This window comes from Nitrospiraceae bacterium (genome assembly GCA_019637075.1).
Classification (GTDB): domain Bacteria; phylum Nitrospirota; class Nitrospiria; order Nitrospirales; family Nitrospiraceae; genus JAHBWI01.
Genome location: JAHBWI010000002.1, coordinates 423,683 through 442,225, shown reverse-complemented (window position 1 = coordinate 442,225; position 18,543 = coordinate 423,683). Strand labels below are relative to the sequence as shown.

Annotated in this window: 17 protein-coding genes; 14 read left to right on the top strand and 3 right to left on the bottom strand. The window is 60.9% G+C overall.

The genetic code is table 11. From position 1 onward, the window contains the following. Positions 1 to 129: 129 nt before the first annotated feature. Positions 130 to 1,146 (bottom strand): diguanylate cyclase, encoded by a 1,017-nt coding sequence (locus KF814_06320; protein MBX3235747.1) that lies wholly within the window; start codon positions 1,144 to 1,146, stop codon positions 130 to 132. A 200-nt stretch (positions 1,147 to 1,346) separates the two neighbouring features. Between KF814_06320 and KF814_06315 the strand changes: the two genes are divergently transcribed. The 5 genes from KF814_06315 (at position 1,347) to KF814_06295 (ending at position 7,886) form a co-directional block, all read left to right on the top strand. Further along, the gene (locus tag KF814_06315) at positions 1,347 to 2,801 is read left to right on the top strand and encodes a DUF2156 domain-containing protein (protein ID MBX3235746.1); all 1,455 of its coding nucleotides are present in this window, start codon (positions 1,347 to 1,349) and stop codon (positions 2,799 to 2,801) included. A 2-nt stretch (positions 2,802 to 2,803) separates the two neighbouring features. Continuing rightward, positions 2,804 to 5,905: a PAS domain S-box protein gene (locus KF814_06310; GenBank protein ID MBX3235745.1), complete on the top strand. Its 3,102-nt coding sequence runs from the start codon at positions 2,804 to 2,806 to the stop codon at positions 5,903 to 5,905. 127 nt (positions 5,906 to 6,032) lie between these two features. Further along, on the top strand, positions 6,033 to 6,869 hold the full coding sequence (locus tag KF814_06305; GenBank protein ID MBX3235744.1) for a CbbQ/NirQ/NorQ/GpvN family protein: 837 nt from the start codon (positions 6,033 to 6,035) through the stop codon (positions 6,867 to 6,869). A 158-nt stretch (positions 6,870 to 7,027) separates the two neighbouring features. Beyond that, positions 7,028 to 7,309 (top strand): YggU family protein, encoded by a 282-nt coding sequence (locus KF814_06300; GenBank protein MBX3235743.1) that lies wholly within the window; start codon positions 7,028 to 7,030, stop codon positions 7,307 to 7,309. Between the two features lie 133 nt (positions 7,310 to 7,442). Then, entirely contained in the window at positions 7,443 to 7,886 is a 444-nt protein-coding gene (locus KF814_06295; GenBank protein ID MBX3235742.1) for a hypothetical protein, read from the top strand. Positions 7,887 to 7,918: 32 nt separating this feature from the next. Here KF814_06295 and KF814_06290 read toward each other — a convergent pair whose 3' ends face one another. After that, positions 7,919 to 9,163 (bottom strand): M28 family peptidase, encoded by a 1,245-nt coding sequence (locus KF814_06290; protein ID MBX3235741.1) that lies wholly within the window; start codon positions 9,161 to 9,163, stop codon positions 7,919 to 7,921. Between the two features lie 7 nt (positions 9,164 to 9,170). Next, positions 9,171 to 9,620 carry a ferredoxin:thioredoxin reductase gene (locus KF814_06285; GenBank protein MBX3235740.1) on the bottom strand — a complete coding sequence of 150 codons (450 nt, stop codon included), beginning with the start codon at positions 9,618 to 9,620 and terminating at the stop codon, positions 9,171 to 9,173. Between the two features lie 142 nt (positions 9,621 to 9,762). Here KF814_06285 and KF814_06280 point away from each other — a divergent pair, with 142 nt between their 5' ends. The 9 genes from KF814_06280 (at position 9,763) to folE (ending at position 18,494) form a co-directional block, all read left to right on the top strand. Then, complete coding sequence (locus KF814_06280) at positions 9,763 to 12,798, top strand: VWA domain-containing protein (GenBank protein ID MBX3235739.1); 3,036 nt, start codon at positions 9,763 to 9,765, stop codon at positions 12,796 to 12,798. A 48-nt stretch (positions 12,799 to 12,846) separates the two neighbouring features. Further along, complete coding sequence (locus KF814_06275; GenBank protein ID MBX3235738.1) at positions 12,847 to 13,257, top strand: hypothetical protein; 411 nt, start codon at positions 12,847 to 12,849, stop codon at positions 13,255 to 13,257. A 69-nt stretch (positions 13,258 to 13,326) separates the two neighbouring features. Then, positions 13,327 to 14,268 (top strand): malate dehydrogenase, encoded by a 942-nt coding sequence (mdh, locus tag KF814_06270; GenBank protein MBX3235737.1) that lies wholly within the window; start codon positions 13,327 to 13,329, stop codon positions 14,266 to 14,268. A 246-nt stretch (positions 14,269 to 14,514) separates the two neighbouring features. Next, entirely contained in the window at positions 14,515 to 14,982 is a 468-nt protein-coding gene (locus KF814_06265) for a urate hydroxylase PuuD (GenBank protein MBX3235736.1), read from the top strand. A 258-nt stretch (positions 14,983 to 15,240) separates the two neighbouring features. Next, the gene (gene nuoF / locus KF814_06260; protein ID MBX3235735.1) at positions 15,241 to 16,542 is read left to right on the top strand and encodes an NADH-quinone oxidoreductase subunit NuoF; all 1,302 of its coding nucleotides are present in this window, start codon (positions 15,241 to 15,243) and stop codon (positions 16,540 to 16,542) included. 9 nt (positions 16,543 to 16,551) lie between these two features. Next, entirely contained in the window at positions 16,552 to 16,908 is a 357-nt protein-coding gene (locus tag KF814_06255; protein MBX3235734.1) for a (2Fe-2S)-binding protein, read from the top strand. 62 nt (positions 16,909 to 16,970) lie between these two features. Further along, a complete protein-coding gene (erpA, locus tag KF814_06250; protein ID MBX3235733.1) occupies positions 16,971 to 17,291 on the top strand; it encodes an iron-sulfur cluster insertion protein ErpA in 321 nt (106 codons plus the stop codon). 113 nt (positions 17,292 to 17,404) lie between these two features. Beyond that, positions 17,405 to 17,857 carry a 6-carboxytetrahydropterin synthase gene (locus KF814_06245; protein MBX3235732.1) on the top strand — a complete coding sequence of 151 codons (453 nt, stop codon included), beginning with the start codon at positions 17,405 to 17,407 and terminating at the stop codon, positions 17,855 to 17,857. Beyond that, positions 17,850 to 18,494, top strand: a complete 645-nt coding sequence (folE, locus tag KF814_06240; protein MBX3235731.1) for a GTP cyclohydrolase I FolE — start codon at positions 17,850 to 17,852, stop codon at positions 18,492 to 18,494. The genes KF814_06245 and folE overlap by 8 nt, the downstream gene beginning before the upstream one ends. The last annotated feature ends 49 nt before the right edge of the window (positions 18,495 to 18,543 follow it).

The window sequence follows — 18,543 nt, the reverse complement described above, 5'->3', positions numbered from 1 at the left end:
GCGACCCGCGCGCGGTCCGACTCGAGGCGAAGGAAATCGTAACATGGGTTTTCGGGTGGGTACAAGAGCGGATGGGGTGTGCGCGATCCTCGGGTGAACAGGTCTGAGGGGAACCGGACGGTGACGTGCTCAGGTGCGGGACGACGGGGCTGTTCGTTCGGACGCTTCGGCGCAGACGCGCACGCAATTCCGTCCTGCGGCTTTGGCGGCATAGACCGCCCGGTCGGCGGCGATGATCAACTCGCCGGGCGACTTCGCGTGAAGCGGCAGGCCGGCGACGCCGATGCTTGCCGTCAGCGAAAACGCAGCGTCGGTCAACGTCGAAAACTCCGGGAGCAGCATCAAGGTGGCGATGCGGCGGAACAACCGCTCCGCCAGGATCACGGCGCCATCGATCGGCGTGTTGGGCAGGATGATCGCGAATTCGTCTCCGCCGTAACGAGCCGGGACGTCGGACGACCGCCCGATATGCGCGCCCGGCTCCAAGGTTTGACGGCTGTCAAGCAGCCACCCCATGCCCCGCAACACCTCGTCGCCGGCCTTGTGGCCATAGCGGTCGTTGATCTCTTTGAAGTTGTCCAAATCGATGAAGATCAACGAGAGCGGGCTGTTCGTGCGTTCCGCGGTCGCCGCCAGCTGCGCAATCGATTCTTGGAAGTAGCTATGGTTGTACAGGCCGGTGAGTCCGTCGCGAACGGACTTATCCCTGAGTTGCTCGTTCAGGTGTGTCAATTGTCGATTGGCTTCTTGCAGTTGGATGTTGAGCGAATTGGTCCGAGCCTGTTCCTGTTTCAGGGCGGTAATGTCCGTGATGGATTCGGCCAGGTGCACCTGCCCATCGCCGGTCGGCACGCAGCTCCATTGGATGAGCACCCAGGTGCCGTTGCGCAATTGCACTTCGTTGGAGGTTGTGTGTCCCGTCTGAAGCGCTGCAGGAGCCTTGCAGTAGGCGCAGGGGGTGGCGCAGCCGGCGATTTCCTGGTGGCACGTCCGGTCGATCATCCGGCCGAACCGAGCTTGCGAGGCGGAATTTTGATAGAGCACCCGATAGCTGGCCGGTTCAATGATGATGAGGCTGACCGGCTGGGCATTCAGTAGCGCCTGCGGATCGTACTGTGGGGAATCAGGCTGGTCGGGCACGCCCATGGATGACCTTTAAGGTAAATGCCTTAACGTTTTAAGTATCACAGCGATGCCGCAGGCGGTCAAGTGATTGGTCGTTTCGAGAGGGCATGGCGGAAATCCGCGCGGGCCGATAGGCGCGCTGAGCTTGTAGTGATACAATGTCGGCACATCTCATGGCTGGCACAACCGTTCCGGTCCCGCTCAGGCCGCCCGCAGAATCCATGGCTGGTTCACCGCTGCAAATCGTCCCAAGCCGGGTTTGTCTCCAGTGTGACGTGTGTTGCCGATTTCCCGAGCGGGACAGTTTTCTCCGTCCCTACTTCTCCGCAGAGGAACGATCGCAGGCGATTGCCGCCGGACTCTCAGCCGACGTGCTTCCCCATCAGGGCGGCGGACAGGTGGAATTGGTGCCGCATCCGCATGGAGAGGGATACCTCTGTCCCGCCTTCGATCCGACCACCGCCCACTGCAGGATTTATGAATCGCGTCCGCTCGACTGTCGGCTCTATCCCTTTGCGCTCATGTGGGATGCTGCCGGTAAGCGGGTCCTGTTGGGGTGGGATGCGAAGTGCCCGTACCTGCTGGACTCACCGCCTCCCGGGTTGGATCAAGCAGCGGAGCAATTGACCCGCTGGCTCGAAGAGGACACGCAGGTGGACCTGTTGGCGCGGAACCCTCGATTAGTTGGGAGATTTCAGGACGATATCGTCGGAATGCGAAAGCTTGATCGGGTGACGGAGCGATTGACCTCGCTTGGGAAATTCCACCGGTCTTGGCCCCTTCGGTTGCAGGATCGCGACCGCTTTGAGTCGGCCGCTCGACTTGCCTTGCGGGGCGTCGAGCAGCCACTTGCCGCCTATTCCTTTGCCTACCATTATATGTGGCGTCGAGCACTGGCCTATTCCTGGCGCGAGGTGAAGGAGCGGTTCTGTCTCTTTGGACATTCTCCTGACGGTCTGTTCCTCGCCCTGCCTCCTCTCGGGGAAGGGCCGATCGCGTCCTCGCTGGCTGAGGCTTTTCGAGGGATGAAGGAGGAGAACCAGGGTCGACCAGTGACACGGGTGGAACATCTCCCTGCGGAATTGGTTGCCGAGGTGCGCGCGCTGGGCTATCGCGTCACGGCGCTGGAGCCGGATTATGTGTACGAGGCGGCGGCGATGGCGGATTTATCCGGCGACGCCTACAAATCGCAGCGAGCAGCCTGCAATCGGTTTGTACGTGAGCAGGCCGGCCGCTTCGAGCGCTATCGATCCGACGATCGCCACGATTGTCTTGCGCTGTTCCGAGACTGGGTCGGACAAAAACATGCAGCTGGCGCCGACGACTACGGGCGCGCGCTCCTGGAGGATGCGGCGGGGGCCCATGAGGAAGCTCTGTCGGAACATGCTGCGCTTGGCTTGATCGGGGGTGTCGTGCGTGTCGGCGGCCGGATTTGCGCGTATACGCTCGGGACGTGGCTCACGCCGGCCGTGTTTTGCGTGCTGATCGAAGTAGCCGATCGGACGGTGACCGGTCTCGGTCCGTTCATATTTCGTGAATTCTGTCGCCAGGCGCGCGCGGATGGGGCACTCTGGGTGAATACGATGGATGACTCGGGGCTTCCGCATCTTGCCAAGTCTAAGCATTTGTATCATCCTACGCACCTTCTGCCCAATTATTGCGTGACGGAGTCGTGACGATGCCCACGCCTTCCTCCGGTGCCGCCGATCGCCGATCCTACGTCTGGCTTCCCGTTCTCATCGTGGGCATGACGATCGTCGCCTTCGTCATCGGTGCGGTGATGCTCCGATCGATCGAGGTGCGCCTGGTCGAGGCGACCGGAGAAAATCTCACCCTTGCATCCGCAGAAATCGCCGACAAGCTCGACCGGTTGATGTTTGAACGGTACGGCGACATCCAGATGATGGCCCGCGCTTTTTCCGGCCGCACGCTCGACAAGCGATTCATCGACGAATACCTTCGATGGATGAAGTCGACCTACTCGCCCATGTATATCTGGCTGGGCGTGACCGACAAAGATGGACGCCTCATCACAGCCACCGATTCCTCGATCATCGGTCAGGACCACGCCAAGAGCGGTTGGTTCGAGGCCGTGGTCCGCACCGGCAAGGTGCAGGTCAACGAGGTGGAGACGCACGAGCCTAACAATACGGTCGAAGCCATCGCGTTTACCGCACCACTGATAGGCCTGAAAGGCGAATTTCTCGGCGTGGTGACGTCGCGGATCGGTCTGGCGATGTTGGAAGACGTTTTGATCGAGACCGTGCGGGAAATCCAGAATACGGACAAGGCGGCAGGTCCCTTCGAGTATCAATTTCTGACCAAGGAAGGCATGGCCTTTGTCGACTCCGCGGTGCCGACCGTCGTGCGGGCTAACTTGAAGCGGGTCGGGCTCCCTTCGGCGCTCCTCAGTGACAGCGGCACGCCTGGCTATGTCGAGGAACAGCACGTGCGCCGCAGCGTGAATGTGGTGACGGGCTACTCCCAGACCAAAGGGTACAGCGACTATCCGGGATTGAACTGGACGATTCTTCTGCGCGTAGACCGGGACGTCATTTTGTTGCCGATCCGGGCGATGATGTGGAAATTGGGCATCGCGGCGGCAGTCGTCTGGCTGCCGATGCTCGGCTTGCTGCTCTGGGCGACAGGTCGCCTCCGGAGCGAGTATCAGCAGGCCCAGCAGGAGAGTGAATGGGCGCGGGCGGCTGAGGCCGCCTTGCTGCAAAGCCAAGAGCGTAACCGGGTGATCGTCGATACGGCGCTGGACGCTGTGATTTCCATGGATGCGTCAGGGATCATCACGGATTGGAACGCGCAGGCCGTCAACATTTTCGGTTGGCAGCGGGAGGAGGCGCTCGGTCGACGGGTGTCGGAGACCGTGGTGCCCGTTCGCGATCGTGACGCACATGAGCGCGGCCTGCAGCACTTTTTGGCAACGGGCGAAGGACCGATCCTGAACCGGCGTATCGAAATGACGGCCTGTCATCGCACCGGTTATGAGTTTCCGGTCGAGGTTGCGATATCTCCGGCCCGTTTGGGCGATGCCTATATCTTCAGCGCGTTCGTGCGGGACATCACATCACGGAAAAGATCCGAACGGCAATTGGCGTCGCAGTATGCCGTCACGCGGGTGCTTTCCGAATCGCGGACGCTCGAGGAAGCCGGGCCGATGATTCTGCAGGCGATCTGTGAAAGCTTGGAATGGGAACTGGGTGTCTTCTGGCGGCTTGATCGACAGGGGAGCGTATTGCGTTGTCTGGAGCTGTGGCAGTCGCCGGCGCTGAATGCGGACGAGTTCGTGTTGGCTACGTGGCAGCATGCCTTTCCGATCGGGGCGGGGCTGCCTGGGCGGGTCTGGCAGACCGGCCAGCCGGCGTGGATTACCGACGTGGTGCGCGAGCCAAACTTTCCGCGCTCCGCCGCTGCCGCCAAAGCCGGGTTGCACGGCGCGTTCGGGTTTCCCATTCGTGTGGGGACGGAAGTCGAAGGGGTGATCGAGCTGTACCGTCGAGAAATTCGGGAACCGGATGAGCAATTGCTCAAGATGGTCACCGACGTCGGTTTGAAGATCGGACAATTCGGCGAGCGAGCGCGTGCCGAGGAGGCACTGCGCAGGACGGAGGTCCAGCTCCAACAATCTCAAAAAATGGAAGCCGTGGGCCGATTGGCCGGCGGTGTCGCGCACGACTTCAACAACATGTTGACCGTCATTCGCGGGTACAGTGAGTTGGTTCTGAGTCGCCTGGCTCCGACCGATGCGTTCCGCAAGGAATTGGAGGAAGTGAAAAAGGCCGCCGACCGAGCCTCTGGGTTGACCGGCCAGCTGCTGGCCTTCAGCCGCAGGCAGTTCATCGCGCCCAAGGTTTTGGACATTAATGCGGTGGTCCACAACATGGAAGGGATGCTGCGCCGACTTCTGGGCGAAGACATCATCGAACTCTGTACCGTGCTCGATCAGGACGTCGGTCAGTTCAAGGCCGATCCGGGACAAATCGAGCAAGTCATCATGAATTTGGCGGTCAATGCGCGCGATGCCATGCCGAGCGGCGGACGGCTCACGGTCGAGACCGTGAATGCGCAGTTCGGATCGCGGCGCAATCGTCCCCCAATGGGAGCCGATCCCGGAGCCTATGTCGAGATTATCGTGCGCGATACCGGACACGGCATGGATGAGGAGACCCAGTCCCACATCTTCGAGCCGTTCTTTACGACCAAAGAGAAGGGAAAGGGCACCGGTCTCGGGCTGTCGACGGTCTATGGGATCGTCAAGCAGAGCGGCGGGTTCATCGAGGTAGAAAGCAAGCCGGGACGCGGGGCCACATTCAAGATTTTCTTCCCGCGAGTGGACGGAGTGACGCAGGGCCTCGAGCCGGCGAGCGGCGGAGTGGAGACCATCAAGGGACGAGAAACCGTCTTGCTCGTCGAGGACGAGCCGGGCGTGCGCCGGCTGGTCAATGAAACGTTGCGGTTGCACGGGTACACGGTGCTGGAAGCTCGGCACGGGATCGAAGCGCTGCTGACGGGCGCCAAGTACATGGGTCCCATTCACCTGCTGCTGACGGACGTCGTGATGCCGCAGATGAGCGGTCCGGAGGTGGCGGAAAAGTTGGCGTCGGTGCGACCCGAGGTCAAGGTGCTGTATATGTCCGGCTACCCGGACCACCCGGCCTTTTCGAAGGGCGGGTTGGATACGGAACGGTCCTTCCTTCAGAAGCCCTTCACCCCCACGGCGCTGGCGCAGAAAGTGCGCGAGGTGCTCGACGGCACTAAGGTGGCGTAGGCCCGGGGTGTCGCCTGCCGCGTCGAAGTCACAGGACGATTCGCTCGATACCTTGATCTTCCCGTTCGGTTCCGTTTATCGTGCCTGACCGTTGGGGGCGTCCATTTTTTGGGGTGAAGGTGTGATCATGAGCGAACAGGGTTCCTCGGCAGCGAAAGGACAGGAGCGCGAGATCGATCGGTATCGGATTGAGCGCGAGCCGTTTTACGCCGACGTCCGCGGCGAGGTCGGGTTGTTTACGATTGCGGCAAAGACCCGTATGCCGGTCATGCTCAAGGGGCCGACCGGTTGCGGCAAAACGCGCTTCGTCCAGCACATGGCGTTCCGCTTGGGACGTCCGCTGATCACGGTGGCCTGCCACGAAGATCTCACGGCCTCCGACCTGGTCGGACGCTATCTTTTGAAGGGGCAGGAGACGGTCTGGATGGACGGACCTCTGACGCTGGGGGTCAAACAGGGCGCGATCGTATACCTCGACGAGATTGTCGAAGCGAGAAAAGACACGACCGTGATCATCCACCCCCTGAGCGATGATCGACGACTCTTGCCGATCGAGAAGAAGGGACAGGTTGTCGAAGCGGTGGACGATTTCATGCTAGTGATCTCGTACAATCCCGGCTATCAAAGCATCTTGAAGGACCTCAAGCAAAGTACCAAACAGCGGTTCATGGCGATCGAGTTCGATTATCCGGCTCCGGACGTGGAGGCCCGCGTCGTGGCGCATGAGGCCGGCGTTGGCGCGGATGTCGCGCAGCGGCTGGTCAAGGTCGCGGGAAAGATCCGGAACCTCAAGAACCATGGCTTGGAGGAAGGCGTCAGCACGCGGCTGCTGATCTATGCCGGGACCTTGATCAGGCAGGGGGTGCCGCCGGATCAGGCCTGCGACGTGGCTCTTGCCAGACCGATCACCGATGATCCCGACATGTTGCGAAGCATCCTCGAGGTCGTAAAGGCCGTATTCTAGTCAAACGTGTTCAATGGGCAACGTGCACCATGGCCGGGCAGGGCTCCGACAGGGATTGGGCCTGTTGAACGGTCGATTCTGGATCGCCATCCGGCGGGAATCGTGTGAAGCCATCCAGTTTGCCTACTCCTAAGCCTACGTCTTCATCCGTCAATGTCATGCGGGACACGGCTCAGGGCGTGCTGCTCTCCGTGCACGTGCAGCCCCGGGCCTCATCCACCGGTTGCGTCGGTCTACATGGCGATGCCGTGAAAATTCGCGTGGCGGCACCGCCCAGCGACGGGGCGGCCAACGACGAACTGCGCCGCTTTCTCGCTCAGCGTTGTCGGGTTCCACTTGGGGCCGTCGAGTTGGTGGCCGGTGCCGGAAGTCGCCAGAAGCGCCTCATGATCCGCGGCGTGACCGCTGAACAACTTCGAGATCTGTTGTTGGAGTCGTGATAGCAACCGAACTGTGCTCGGCCGGTTCATGTTGTTGCGGAACCAAGGGCCTGAGCGGGGGAGCCGGACGGTGGGTCGATCGGAGGCAGTAGCGTGCTTGAGGTCGTACCGCAGGGAGAGAAAGAGGCCTGACGTGATGATGCATGCAGCCAATCGCAGAACCGGGCTTGTGTTCGTAATGACGTTCTGCAGCCTCATCGGCTGCGCCGGCCCTGAACCGGTCTTGAAGTCCAATCAGCAACTGCTCTTGCAGGGGAAGGATCAGGCTGAACGGGAAGTGGATCTCTGCCGCTACAAGGCCGAGCAGGCCGGGCTGCGTCACGGCACCAATCGAAGCAGCAACGCCGCCGCCGGCGCCGTCATTGGCCTCCTGGGTGGAGCCGGCGTGGGGGCGTCGAGCGGAATAGTCGGTGGCCCCGGCGGTGTGGCAATTGGGGCTGCGGCAGGAGGGGTCGTGGGCGGGGTTCTCGGTTTCTTTGCCGGGGCGTATAAGCCGGTCGATCCGCAACCGGACTATACCCAGTTCATTGAACGGTGTCTCAAGGAGAGGGGCTACGAGACGGTCGGTTGGCAATAGTTCATGATTCGATTCCTACCTGTATGTCGCAGCTAGAAGGTAAAGCAGCCTGAATAGTCGGCGAATAGGCACTGAAACCTGACCGAAATCCGTTCCAGCCGTTCCTGATTCTCGCTCGATGGCGTTAGGGCGTCGGGTGAATGAAGCCATTCCCGCTCTTCGTTCAACTTCCAGAGTGACCAGCGTGAGGTCCCGGGAATCAGGCTGCGTGGGTTCGTCGCGTCCGTAAGGATCGACCGGAAAGTCGCGATCTCATCCGCAAATTCGAGACCATTCGGATCGAACCGGTAAGGGGCATCGTCCAGGTCCATTGCGGCCAGGAGCCGGATCAGCCAGTCGACCGTCGCCGCCATCCGTTCGTAATGGAGCGTGTCCGCGCGGTCTTCCGTCGTGTGATAGCGAGGGGTGCGGGCGGTCGACAGAAACAAGAACGGCACCTGGCGGTTGCGGAAGACGTGGTAGTCGCTGAAGCTTTCGTGGCCTCGTCCGGGAATCTCCTCCACAAGGTGAATCCCAACCGGAAACACTCTGAGCGCCAAGTTCCGAGGTAAGGATTCCTTCAGTCGCCGGTAGAGGGTCGGGCTTTTTTCCGCCCCGATGGCGAAGACGGTGTCCTTCAGCGGCTCCCATTGGACTCCCCCCATCAGGTCCATGATGATGGCGGCCTGAATGCGGGTGGTGTCGCCGATTTCCGGCGGTAGGTGTTGAACAAACCACTCGGACCCCATCCGCGGGGTGTTGAAATAAGGCGGTTCCTCGCTGTTGAAGGCCAGCACGGCGACCGAGATGTGAGTGAGGGCCGCGATGCGCCGAGCGGTTTCGATGAGGATCGCTAGGGCTGAGGCATTGTCGTCTGCGCCGAGGAACCCCTTGCCGAGGTGATCGAAATGGGCGCCGAGCACGATCCATCGGCCGTTGGGTGAAGCGTCGGATGCCGGAAGCATGCCCACGACATTGTCGCCGATTTCGGGCCCGATGGGTTGGCGGTAACTGCCGAGAGAGGGAAAAACTTTTACGCCGACGGCTTGAAACTGTTGCTCGATATAGGCTGCCGCCAGAAGATTGCCGGTCGTGCCGGGTTGCCGTCCTTCCAGAGTCGGACTGGCGAGGGAGTGGACGTGACTCGAGAGCTGCTGGGCTTCGTGTGAGGTGACCGGTAGGAGGTCCGGCCGCACGGGCGTCATGGTCTGCAGGCAGCCCGGTAGACCGAGCAACAGTAGAAGGAGTGAGGAGCGGAGCCACGCAGAGCCGCGCCGAACTGTCAGCGGCGTCGTCACGCTCCCGTCACGATTTCTCGGATTGGTCTGTTCCGTCGCCGGGTGACGAGGCCTGCGGAGCCATCGGCAAGGGGGCCTTGTGGCGGAGTGCCCGTCCCTTGTCCGGTGTCGGGTCGGTGATCAGTCCGTAGCACTGGCGCCCTTCATGATCTTCCGGAAGGTACTCGGTGATCGGCATGCCGTCCTCACGAACAAACAACAGACAGTGGCAGTACTTGTAAATTTGCATTTCATCGCACGCGCACATCCAGCGGCGCAGCTTCGCTTCGGCCTGTTTGTCGGGATAGAAATTACAGGGACAGAGCGGCTTGCCTAGCTCATCGATATGAGCGGCCAGGCCCTTGACGACGGCCTCGCTTACCGCAGGGTTGGGATGCATGGCGGTGCCGCTCTTTTCGGCGAAGCCCTTCACGTATTTCCACATCTTCTCGAGCGATTCTTTGCTGGGTTCGGCCATCGGCGGCTCCTTGGGAATTCGGCGCTGTGACTCGGCGGCCGGTGCGGACGGGGAAACCGGCCGGCACCTGGGCGCACAGTTTACAAGCGAAATTGCGTCCTTTACAATCCACAACTTCCACTAAATCCGGCTCAATCGACGCATGGCCTCCCTAGCCGTACAGCAACGACTTCGCGCGCAACTGGCCGATGACCTCGGGTCGGCGGCGGACGGCCTCGTGCAGGAAATCGCACGGGTGGCCCCACGTCCCGATACGCTCGAAGGGCTGTCCCTGCTGTTGGACGAGTTGGCCGAGGATGCCCCGAAGGCTGCCAGGGGCGCGGTTGCCGCGCTCCCGGAATTGCAGCGCCGCGGTGTGTTGCGCGAGGCCCTGGCATGGATCGATTTCGGGGTCGCGCTTGCCGGATCATCGGGAGCGGTGGCCCTGCGCTATTTCAAAGAAAGTCCTGTGCTGCTGGGGGTGATGGATCAAGCGGCGCGGCCGACGGTGCTGGCAGCTGCGCTGGAATTGGCCGACCACGATGCCAATGTGGCCTGGGAATTTTTTCGTGTCTCCCCCGAGTTGGTTACGGTGCTCCCGCCCGAGGCCTGGCCGACCTGGATGGCAGTTGCCTCCGAGCTGGCCGAAACGGATTTTACGCTTGCGGTCGAGTATGTCCGGCAGCTTGCGGCGATCGCTCCCGTGCTCCCAGTCGAGGAGGTGCGCTCCTGGGCAGCCCTGGGTTTGAAGTTGATCACCCAGAACAGTTTGGGCAAGCCGGACTATCTTGGGGTGCTGGAATATTTCCGGACGAGTCCCGCCATCCTAGCTGATATCCCTGAGCCCTCGGTGCGACCAGCAGTCATTCGTTTGAGCGCGCAGGCGGCGCAACAGTCGCCCGAAGCCGGAATTGCCATTCTGGCCGAGGCTCCGGCGATCATCCGACGTCTTCCTACGACTGAGTGGCGCCAGGATGTCCTGCGGTATGGCGTCTTGGTTGCAGAACGGGATGCCGACGCCACTTTGGCGTATATGCGCCGCAGCCCGGAATTGGTGGCCTTGATCGGAGACGCACCAGGGGCGCGAGACAAATTCCAGGCCTGGTTTTCCGCTGGGATGGAAGTGCTTGAATACAGCAACGAAGCGGGGCGCGCCTACTTTGCCGTTGAGACGGAAAAGGCGTTGGGTGCGGTTTCGCAGGCCTTGAGCGGGGTACCGCTGCGCCAGGTGGCCCGACGGGTGAAGCTGTTTGTCGAGGCCCTCTGCGGCAGAGATGTTCGCATCCAGGAAGTCCCGGAATCACTGGAGCCCGCGACGCAGCTTACCAGGGCCACGATTACGGACGATGGCCATGGGATCGGACTGCCGTCTCTGGTCCGCCGGTATGAAACATACGACGAGAATGTCCGCCTCTACATGGTGATGGCAGCCCATGAGGCAGGTCATCTCGAATTCGGCAGCTTCGATCTCTCCACGGCGGTGTTGGAAGAATTGGCCCAGACACTTGCTGGGCGATATGCCAAGCCGACAACCGGGTCCTGCCTGCGCCTTGGCGAATTGTTCTCCCGTTATCCTCAGCCGGGATTGATCAAGGATCTCTGGACGGTCGTGGAGGACGCGCGGGTCGAGTTCCTCTTGCGGCAGGAATATCCGGGTCTTGCGCGCGACCTTGCCGCCGTGGCGAAGGATGCCGTGGCCACACGGTCGTTTTCTCACGGAGTCACGGTGCGGGAAATGGTGGTCGATCAGCTGCTGCTCCTCTCGACGAGCGGACCTGAGGCAGTCGCGGTGCCGGAGCCGGTCAAGGCCGAGGTCGAGCAATTGTGGTCATTGTTTCAGGAGATCTACAGTCCGTCGGCGACGGCCGAGTCGGCAGTGCGATTGGCGAATCGTCTATATGAGGAAATGGATCGCCTCTTGGCACGGCGGGTCGAGATGATTCAGGGCGAAGCCGAGTCCGACGATCGGAATGAGTCTCTGCCCGCGCCGCGAGCAGCCGAGGACCTGTCGGACACCTACAGGCCGATGGAGAATTGGGACTACCGCGGCGCAATGGATCCTGATCTCGTGCGCGACCGCAGCGACTCGGCTCCACAGCCTGCCACGTCCGGATCCCAGGGGGATGCGGAGAGTGGGGGTGGGTTGGCCGGGGCGTCGGGCGGCGGGCCGTCCGGCGCAGGGACTGCGCGGTCGCAGCAGGTTTCGAACGAGCAGTTGGCGCCGGGGCGCCGACAGCCTTCGTTGGTGGAAGAGGTGCTGGCCCTGGAAGGGGAACGGCCCCGCTCAGATGACCAGGCGCCGGCCGGGTCCCATGTGGTTCGGTATCGGGAATGGGATGCGGCGATCCAAGATTATCGCCTGAACTGGTGCCACGTTATTGAACGGGAGGCGGAGGAAGGCTCATCCGATTTCGTCGAACAGACCTTGGCCGATCAACGCGGGGTCGTTGGAATTCTGCGACGCTACTTTGAAAGTCTTCGTCCGCCAGGGCTTCGGCGTGTGCCGGGACAAGCCGATGGCGAAGAACTGGACATGGACGCGGCTGTGGGACGGGTGGCCGATCTTGCGGCGGGGATGGAACCTTCCGATCGTGTCTATGTTCGCCGCGAGAAACGCGAACGGGACGTGGCGGTGGCGTTTCTGGTCGATCTCAGCGGGTCGACGAGCCGCCAGATCGAGCAGGGGTGGCGGGTGATCGATGTGGAAAAGCAGGGCCTTGTGGTACTCTGCGAGGCGCTGACGGCGATCGGCGACCAGTTTGCCGTCTACGGCTACTCCGGGCAAGGGCGCCGCCAGGTGGACTTCATCGTCATCAAAGACTTCGATGAGGCCGTGACCGGGCGCGCCGGTGCGAAGTTGGGGGGCATCGCACCGCTCCACCAAAACCGGGACGGGGCCGCCATTCGCCACGCCGCTCACAAGCTGCTGGCGCGCCAGGCCAGGACGAGGCTGCTGATCGTCCTCAGTGACGGTCGGCCGTTGGACGACGGATACAAGGACGAGTATTCGCTCGAAGATACCAGGATGGCCCTCCGGGAAGCGCGCGCCCAGGGCATCGAGCCGGTGTGCATTACGGTGGATCGCGAGGCAGACCCCTATGTCCGGCGGATGTACGGAGATGTACGCTTCGTGGTGATCGACAGGCTGGAGGGCTTGCCGGAGAAGCTGCCGAGGATTTACCATCGGCTCACCGCGTAGGGATTCCGAATGGCGCACTGCTCGAGATCGTGGGTGCGAGAGATCGATATGGAGAAGCAAGTGGACAAACCGACCGTACCGCCGTGGCTGTACAAATTGTTTACCGGGCATCAGTACCCCTACGTCCGGCGCCAGGCGAAGTTCGCCAATCGCGATACCAAGCCGGGTGAGGAGCGGCCGGAACCGACGCGTGAGGAGATTGACGCCAAGTTCTGGGAGATCTATCCGCGCTGCACGGCCAAGATTCTCCAGGAAGTCAAAAGCGGGATGATCGTGGTGTTCCACGAGTTGGGTGATTACCCGCCCGGGGGGTTCCAGGAGCTGGTGGATACGCCGGAGGAGTTTCTGGCAAGGACGTACGGGAAGAAGAAGATCAAAGTGAATTTCTACGATGGAGAGAACTTCGTCTGCACGATCAATTTTAAGGTCGGCGGCTGGACGGGACACGATCACACGTAAGGGCGTGCCAGTGAGGCGTCTCGTCGACACGCTTCACGTTTGGCGCTTCACGTTTCACGAGGTGGGATGATGGGACGACCGAAGATTACGGTAGTAGGTGCGGGCAATGTAGGCGGAACGGCTGCTCAGCGGCTGGCGGAGAAGAACGCGTATGAGGTCGTCCTGGTCGACATCGTCCCGGGGGTGCCGCAGGGGAAGGCGTTGGACATCACCCAAGCCGGTCCGGTTTGTGGCTACAGCACCCGCGTCGTCGGCACCAACGGCTATGATGAAACAGCCGGCTCGTCGGTGGCGGTGATCACCTCTGGTATCCCTCGCAAGCCCGGCATGAGTCGTGACGAGCTGCTGGCCACCAACGCCAAGATCGTGCAGTCAGTGGTCCGCGAGTTGGTGTCGCGCTCTCCCGATGTCATCCTCATCCTGGTCACCAACCCGCTGGATGCGATGGTGCATGTGGCGAGACAAATCAGCGGGCTGCCCAAGTCCCGTGTGCTCGGCATGGCCGGAGTGTTGGATTCGGCTCGGTTGCGGTCCTTCGTTGCTGAGGAATTGAACGTGCCGGGAACCGACGTCGAAGCGATGGTGTTGGGGGGCCATGGCGATACGATGGTGCCCTTGGTCCGCCAGACAACCGTTGCGGGCAAGCCGATCACGGAGCGACTGTCTGCGGAGCGACTGCAGGCCTTGATCAAGCGTACCCAGGACGGGGGCGCCGAAATCGTCGGACTGCTCAAGACCGGCAGCGCGTTTTATGCGCCCTCCGCTTCGGCCGTGGATATGGTTGAGGCGATCATGAAGGACCAAAAGCGCGTCCTCCCCTGCGCAATGCTGTGTGAGGGAGAATATGGATTGAAAGATGTTATCGTCGGCGTACCGGTCCGTCTCGGGCGGAAGGGCGGCGAGGCGATCATGGAATATGACCTGACGGCCGAAGAGCGGAAGGCGCTGGAGACTTCGGCGGGTGCGGTGCGGGACCTGTGCGCCGTAGTGGATCGCTTGCTGAAGGCTTAGCGGGAATTGCCCACCGCCATTTTCAACATCCTGACCGCGAAGCTCGGGCGGCTCGCTTGACAAGCTCGTCGGGGCTACAGTAGACAACGCGGTTACGCAATAAACCAATAGAGTTGGGGGAGAGCCATGAAATTTCTCGAAGATCCGATGCAGACAATGGGCGCGGGGTTCGCGCTTGCTGTCGTATTGATACTGGTGTTCCTGGGTATGGGCGGCGTAGGGGCCGGTGACGTGGATTGGCTTGGCATGATCGTCCGCTGGGTCCACTTCCTCGCCGGCATCACGTGGATCGGGTTGCTCTATTTCTTCAACCTGATCAATGCCGGTTTCCTGAAGAGTCTGGATGGACCGACGAAGAACATCGTCATCCCGAAGCTGATGCCGGCGGCGTTGAACTGGTTCCGCCACGGGGCCACCGTGACGGTTCTGGCCGGGATCATCCTCTACTTCTATCTCTATGCGAAGGGGGGAACGGGGGCAATTGCGTTGGGGATCGGCGGGCTGCTCGGTATCATCATGATGGGGAATGTGCACGGCGTGATTTGGCCGAATCAGAAGAAGATCATTGCCGCTGTCTCGGCAGCAGCCCAAGGTACCCCGGCACCGGCCGAAATGGCACAGTGGGGCAAAACTGCGTTGATCGCCTCGCGCATCAACTTCCTGTTGTCCATTCCCATGTTGTTTTTCATGGGAGCTGGCAGCCACTTCAAGTAAACATCAGATCCCGAATTCGGCTCGAGGCGGTCTCCCAGACTGAAGGGGGACCGCCTCGGTCATTTTGGGCTGGCGTGACCCTGTGGTGCGAGGCGACTGACCACACGAGTCTTTGGGCCGATATCAGCTAGGTCTATCAGGCCTAACTCTTTGAGATTCAGCCCTAATCTCGCCTACTTGGCTTGACGGCTTCCGGCGGGCCGCCTTATAGTAAGCGCCTGTTAACCTGGGGGTGTTGCCCCCGAAAGGGAACCTATCGTGACCCTACCTCAACCACGGGTATTGCAGAAGCTTGACGGGGCACCCTGGGACATCGAGCCCTATTTGAAGGCGGGCGGCTATGAGGCCTGGCGGAAGTGTTTGAAAGAACTGACGCCGGAAGACATCGTCGGCGAAATCAAGAAGGCCGGCCTGCGGGGGCGTGGCGGCGCCGGGTTTCCCACCGGAACGAAGTGGGACAAGGTGCTCAACCACCGTGTGAAGGAACGGTACTTCGTCTGCAACGCCGGCGAGCACGAGCCGGGAACGTTCAAGGACCGTGAACTGTTGAAGTATATTCCGCACCAACTGATCGAAGGTTGTCTGATCGCGTCCCGCACCGTCAACGCCAAGGCCTCCTACATATACGTCAATCATGAATATGAGTCGGAGGAAGCCAACCTCCGCAAGGCCATTCAACAGGCCCGAGAGCGCGGGTTGCTCGGGAAAGATATCCTCGGGACTGGGATCGATCTGGACCTGGAAGTGTTTTCCGGGCACGGCAGCTACGTGGCTGGTGAAGAGACGGCGATGCTGGAATCGATGCAGGGTCGTCCTGCGATGCCTCGCCAGAAGCCCCCGTTCTACCCGACCGACTTCGGCCTGTACGGCAAACCCACTTTGGTGAACAACGTCGAGACGTTGTGCAATATCCCGAAGATCCTGCGAAACGGCGCAGCCTGGTTTACGCAGGTGGGCACGGAAAAGTGCCCCGGCACGATGTTGTTCTCGCTCAGCGGTGCGGTGAATCGCCCCGGCGTATATGAAATGCCGATGGGAGTCACGATTAAGGACTTGATCGAGCAGGCGGGTGGCGGCGTGCCGAATGGACGTAAGATCAAGGCAGTCTTTCCGGGAGGGCCCGCCTTCTCGATGGTGACCGCCGATCAGCTTGACCTGCCGATGGACTTCGATTCCCTCAAGAAGGCCGGAACCGGATTAGGGTCAGCCGGTACGATCGTCATCGACGATGCGACCTGCATGGTCGCGGCTACCCTTAAGTTTTCGAACTTCTTCAAAGGCGAAAGTTGCGGGCAATGTCCGCCTTGCCGAATGGGCACGCTCAACCTGGCGACGATCATGGATAAGATCGAGCGCGGGCAGGGGACCGAAAAAGACCTGGAGTCTCTGTTGCAGCTCTGCGGCTTCGTCAAGGGAACCGGCTATTGCACGCTGGTAACCGGCGCGGCGGTGCTGGTGCAGAGCAGCCTGAAGTTGTTCCGGCATGAATTCGAAGAGCATATCCGCCTGCAACGCTGTCCCTATCAGCCGGCGAAAGCTGAAGCGGGCGCCAACGCGTAGAGGTATCGGATGCCGCGTGTGAGTTTCTTGCATTCGCAGGGGAAATGCGGCGAGGTGGACGCGAACCTCACGTTGTTGGATGCGGCAAAAGCTCTGGGCTTTCCGCTGAACCACGACTGCGGCGGCAATGCGTCTTGCACGACCTGTCGGGTCGAAGTTCAGATCGGCGGAGAGAATCTGTCCGAGATCGATTTCGACGAGCAAGACCTGTTGGACCGCGAGGCGCTGTCGGAGCCCTGGCATCGGCTCGGTTGTCAGGCGAGGGTGTTGGGCGATGTGGTCGTCCGAGTTCCGGAGACCAAGTGGGCGGAGCCGACCACGGCTGCGCCGGGCGAGGCCGGGAAAAAGGAAGTCGGGCTTCCGTAAGGCCGGAAGAGGTGGTAGACTAACTCAACGTGCCGAACACGTAGACTGGAGGAGGAGATACGATGATTACGATTACTCAAGTGGCCGAGCAGAAGATACGGGAACTCATGGCCGAAGAAAAAGATGTGGTCGGGCTGCGGATTTACGTTCGTGGCGGCGGCTGCCACGGCTATCAATACGGCATGGCGTTCGAGTCCAAGATGGCCGATGACGACACCGTCATTGAGAAGGGCGAAGTGAAGGTCATCATGGATTCGCAGAGTGCGCCGTTGCTGCAGGGCGCCGAAGTCGATTACGTCGACAGCCTGCAAGGATCCGGGTTCTCGATCAAGAATCCCCAAGCGAAGACCACTTGCGGATGCGGCAGCTCATTCAGTGCGTAACGTGAGCCTGATCGAGCCGCGTTCCCTCGTGAGATAAGAGCACAGGCCGGGAAGGGGTCCAGAGGGGCCTTTCCCGGCTTGTTCGTTTTGAGAAAACCACCAATCCGATTTCGATGACAGCACAGGCTTCCATCACCCGCCGCTACCGATTTTGCGCCGCGCATCGGCTTCATACCGAGCAACTTACGGCGGAAGAAAACTGGGCTGCGTTCGGGAAGTGCAACAATCCCAACGGGCACGGGCACAACTACGTCGTCTATGTGACGGTCATTGGTCCCATCGATCCAGCCACACATCGCGGGATTGACGTCGGGCACCTTGATGCGGTGGTGGAACGGGCCATTGTGCGGCGTTTCGATCATCACGATTTGAACCTCGATCCGGAGTTTGCCGAACGGACCACCACCGGAGAAAACCTGGTGCTCCTGATTTGGGATTTGCTCGTGAAAGAGATTCCCGAAGGTCGGCTTGAGAAGGTCGGCGTAATCGAAACGAGGGACAATTATTTTGAGTATTCGGGGCCGTCGACCGGAACGGCGATGACCAGGAAGGCGGAGCATGGCTAAGCAGTCGAGGGGCGGGCGGCGGAAGTCGGTCGAGGATGTCAACGGCAGTGGGCGCCCGCCGGATATCGACGTGCTCCAGTCCCTCGTGACGGAAATGCTGCTGGCTCTCGGTGAAAAGCCTGGGCGGAACGGGCTACTCAAGACCCCGGAACGCGTTGCCAAGGCGCTGGCCTTCATGACGCAGGGCTATCACCGAGACATCGATCATCTCCTAAACGGTGCGCTGTTTCCCATCGAGTATGACGAGATGGTTATCGTGAAGGATATCGATTTCTTCAGCATGTGCGAACATCACCTGTTGCCGTTCTTCGGGAAGGTCCACGTTGGCTATTTGCCCAATAAGAAGGTCGTCGGGCTCAGCAAGATTCCGCGCATCGTCGATGTGTTTGCCAGACGACTCCAAGTGCAGGAGCGGCTGACCGTTCAAATCGCTGAAACGCTCAAGTCGAAACTCAACGCGCACGGGGTGGGTGTCGTGGTCGAAGCCAGGCACCTATGTATGATGATGCGAGGCGTGGAGAAGCAAAATACGGTGGCCGTCAGCAGTTCGATGCTCGGTGCCTTTCGCAGCCAGCAACAGACCCGCTTGGAATTCTTGAAGCTGATCCGTCGAGGCAGCGTCGGCGACTCCGACTAAATGCTCGCCTCGGAAACCCACCTGTCATATCCGCATTCCATCCTGCCGG

What these genes read in the sequence shown, in the direction of transcription:
- KF814_06320 (MBX3235747.1), bottom strand. Translation starts at nt 1,146, where the DNA reads ATGGGCGTGCCCGACCAGCCTGATTCCCCACAGTACGATCCGCAGGCG.
- KF814_06315 (MBX3235746.1), top strand. Translation starts at nt 1,347, where the DNA reads ATGGCTGGTTCACCGCTGCAAATCGTCCCAAGCCGGGTTTGTCTCCAG.
- KF814_06310 (MBX3235745.1), top strand. Translation starts at nt 2,804, where the DNA reads ATGCCCACGCCTTCCTCCGGTGCCGCCGATCGCCGATCCTACGTCTGG.
- KF814_06305 (MBX3235744.1), top strand. Translation starts at nt 6,033, where the DNA reads ATGAGCGAACAGGGTTCCTCGGCAGCGAAAGGACAGGAGCGCGAGATC.
- KF814_06300 (MBX3235743.1), top strand. Translation starts at nt 7,028, where the DNA reads ATGCGGGACACGGCTCAGGGCGTGCTGCTCTCCGTGCACGTGCAGCCC.
- KF814_06285 (MBX3235740.1), bottom strand. Translation starts at nt 9,620, where the DNA reads ATGGCCGAACCCAGCAAAGAATCGCTCGAGAAGATGTGGAAATACGTG.
- KF814_06280 (MBX3235739.1), top strand. Translation starts at nt 9,763, where the DNA reads ATGGCCTCCCTAGCCGTACAGCAACGACTTCGCGCGCAACTGGCCGAT.
- KF814_06275 (MBX3235738.1), top strand. Translation starts at nt 12,847, where the DNA reads ATGGAGAAGCAAGTGGACAAACCGACCGTACCGCCGTGGCTGTACAAA.
- mdh (MBX3235737.1), top strand. Translation starts at nt 13,327, where the DNA reads ATGGGACGACCGAAGATTACGGTAGTAGGTGCGGGCAATGTAGGCGGA.
- KF814_06265 (MBX3235736.1), top strand. Translation starts at nt 14,515, where the DNA reads ATGATCGTCCGCTGGGTCCACTTCCTCGCCGGCATCACGTGGATCGGG.
- KF814_06255 (MBX3235734.1), top strand. Translation starts at nt 16,552, where the DNA reads ATGCCGCGTGTGAGTTTCTTGCATTCGCAGGGGAAATGCGGCGAGGTG.
- erpA (MBX3235733.1), top strand. Translation starts at nt 16,971, where the DNA reads ATGATTACGATTACTCAAGTGGCCGAGCAGAAGATACGGGAACTCATG.
- KF814_06245 (MBX3235732.1), top strand. Translation starts at nt 17,405, where the DNA reads ATGACAGCACAGGCTTCCATCACCCGCCGCTACCGATTTTGCGCCGCG.
- folE (MBX3235731.1), top strand. Translation starts at nt 17,850, where the DNA reads ATGGCTAAGCAGTCGAGGGGCGGGCGGCGGAAGTCGGTCGAGGATGTC.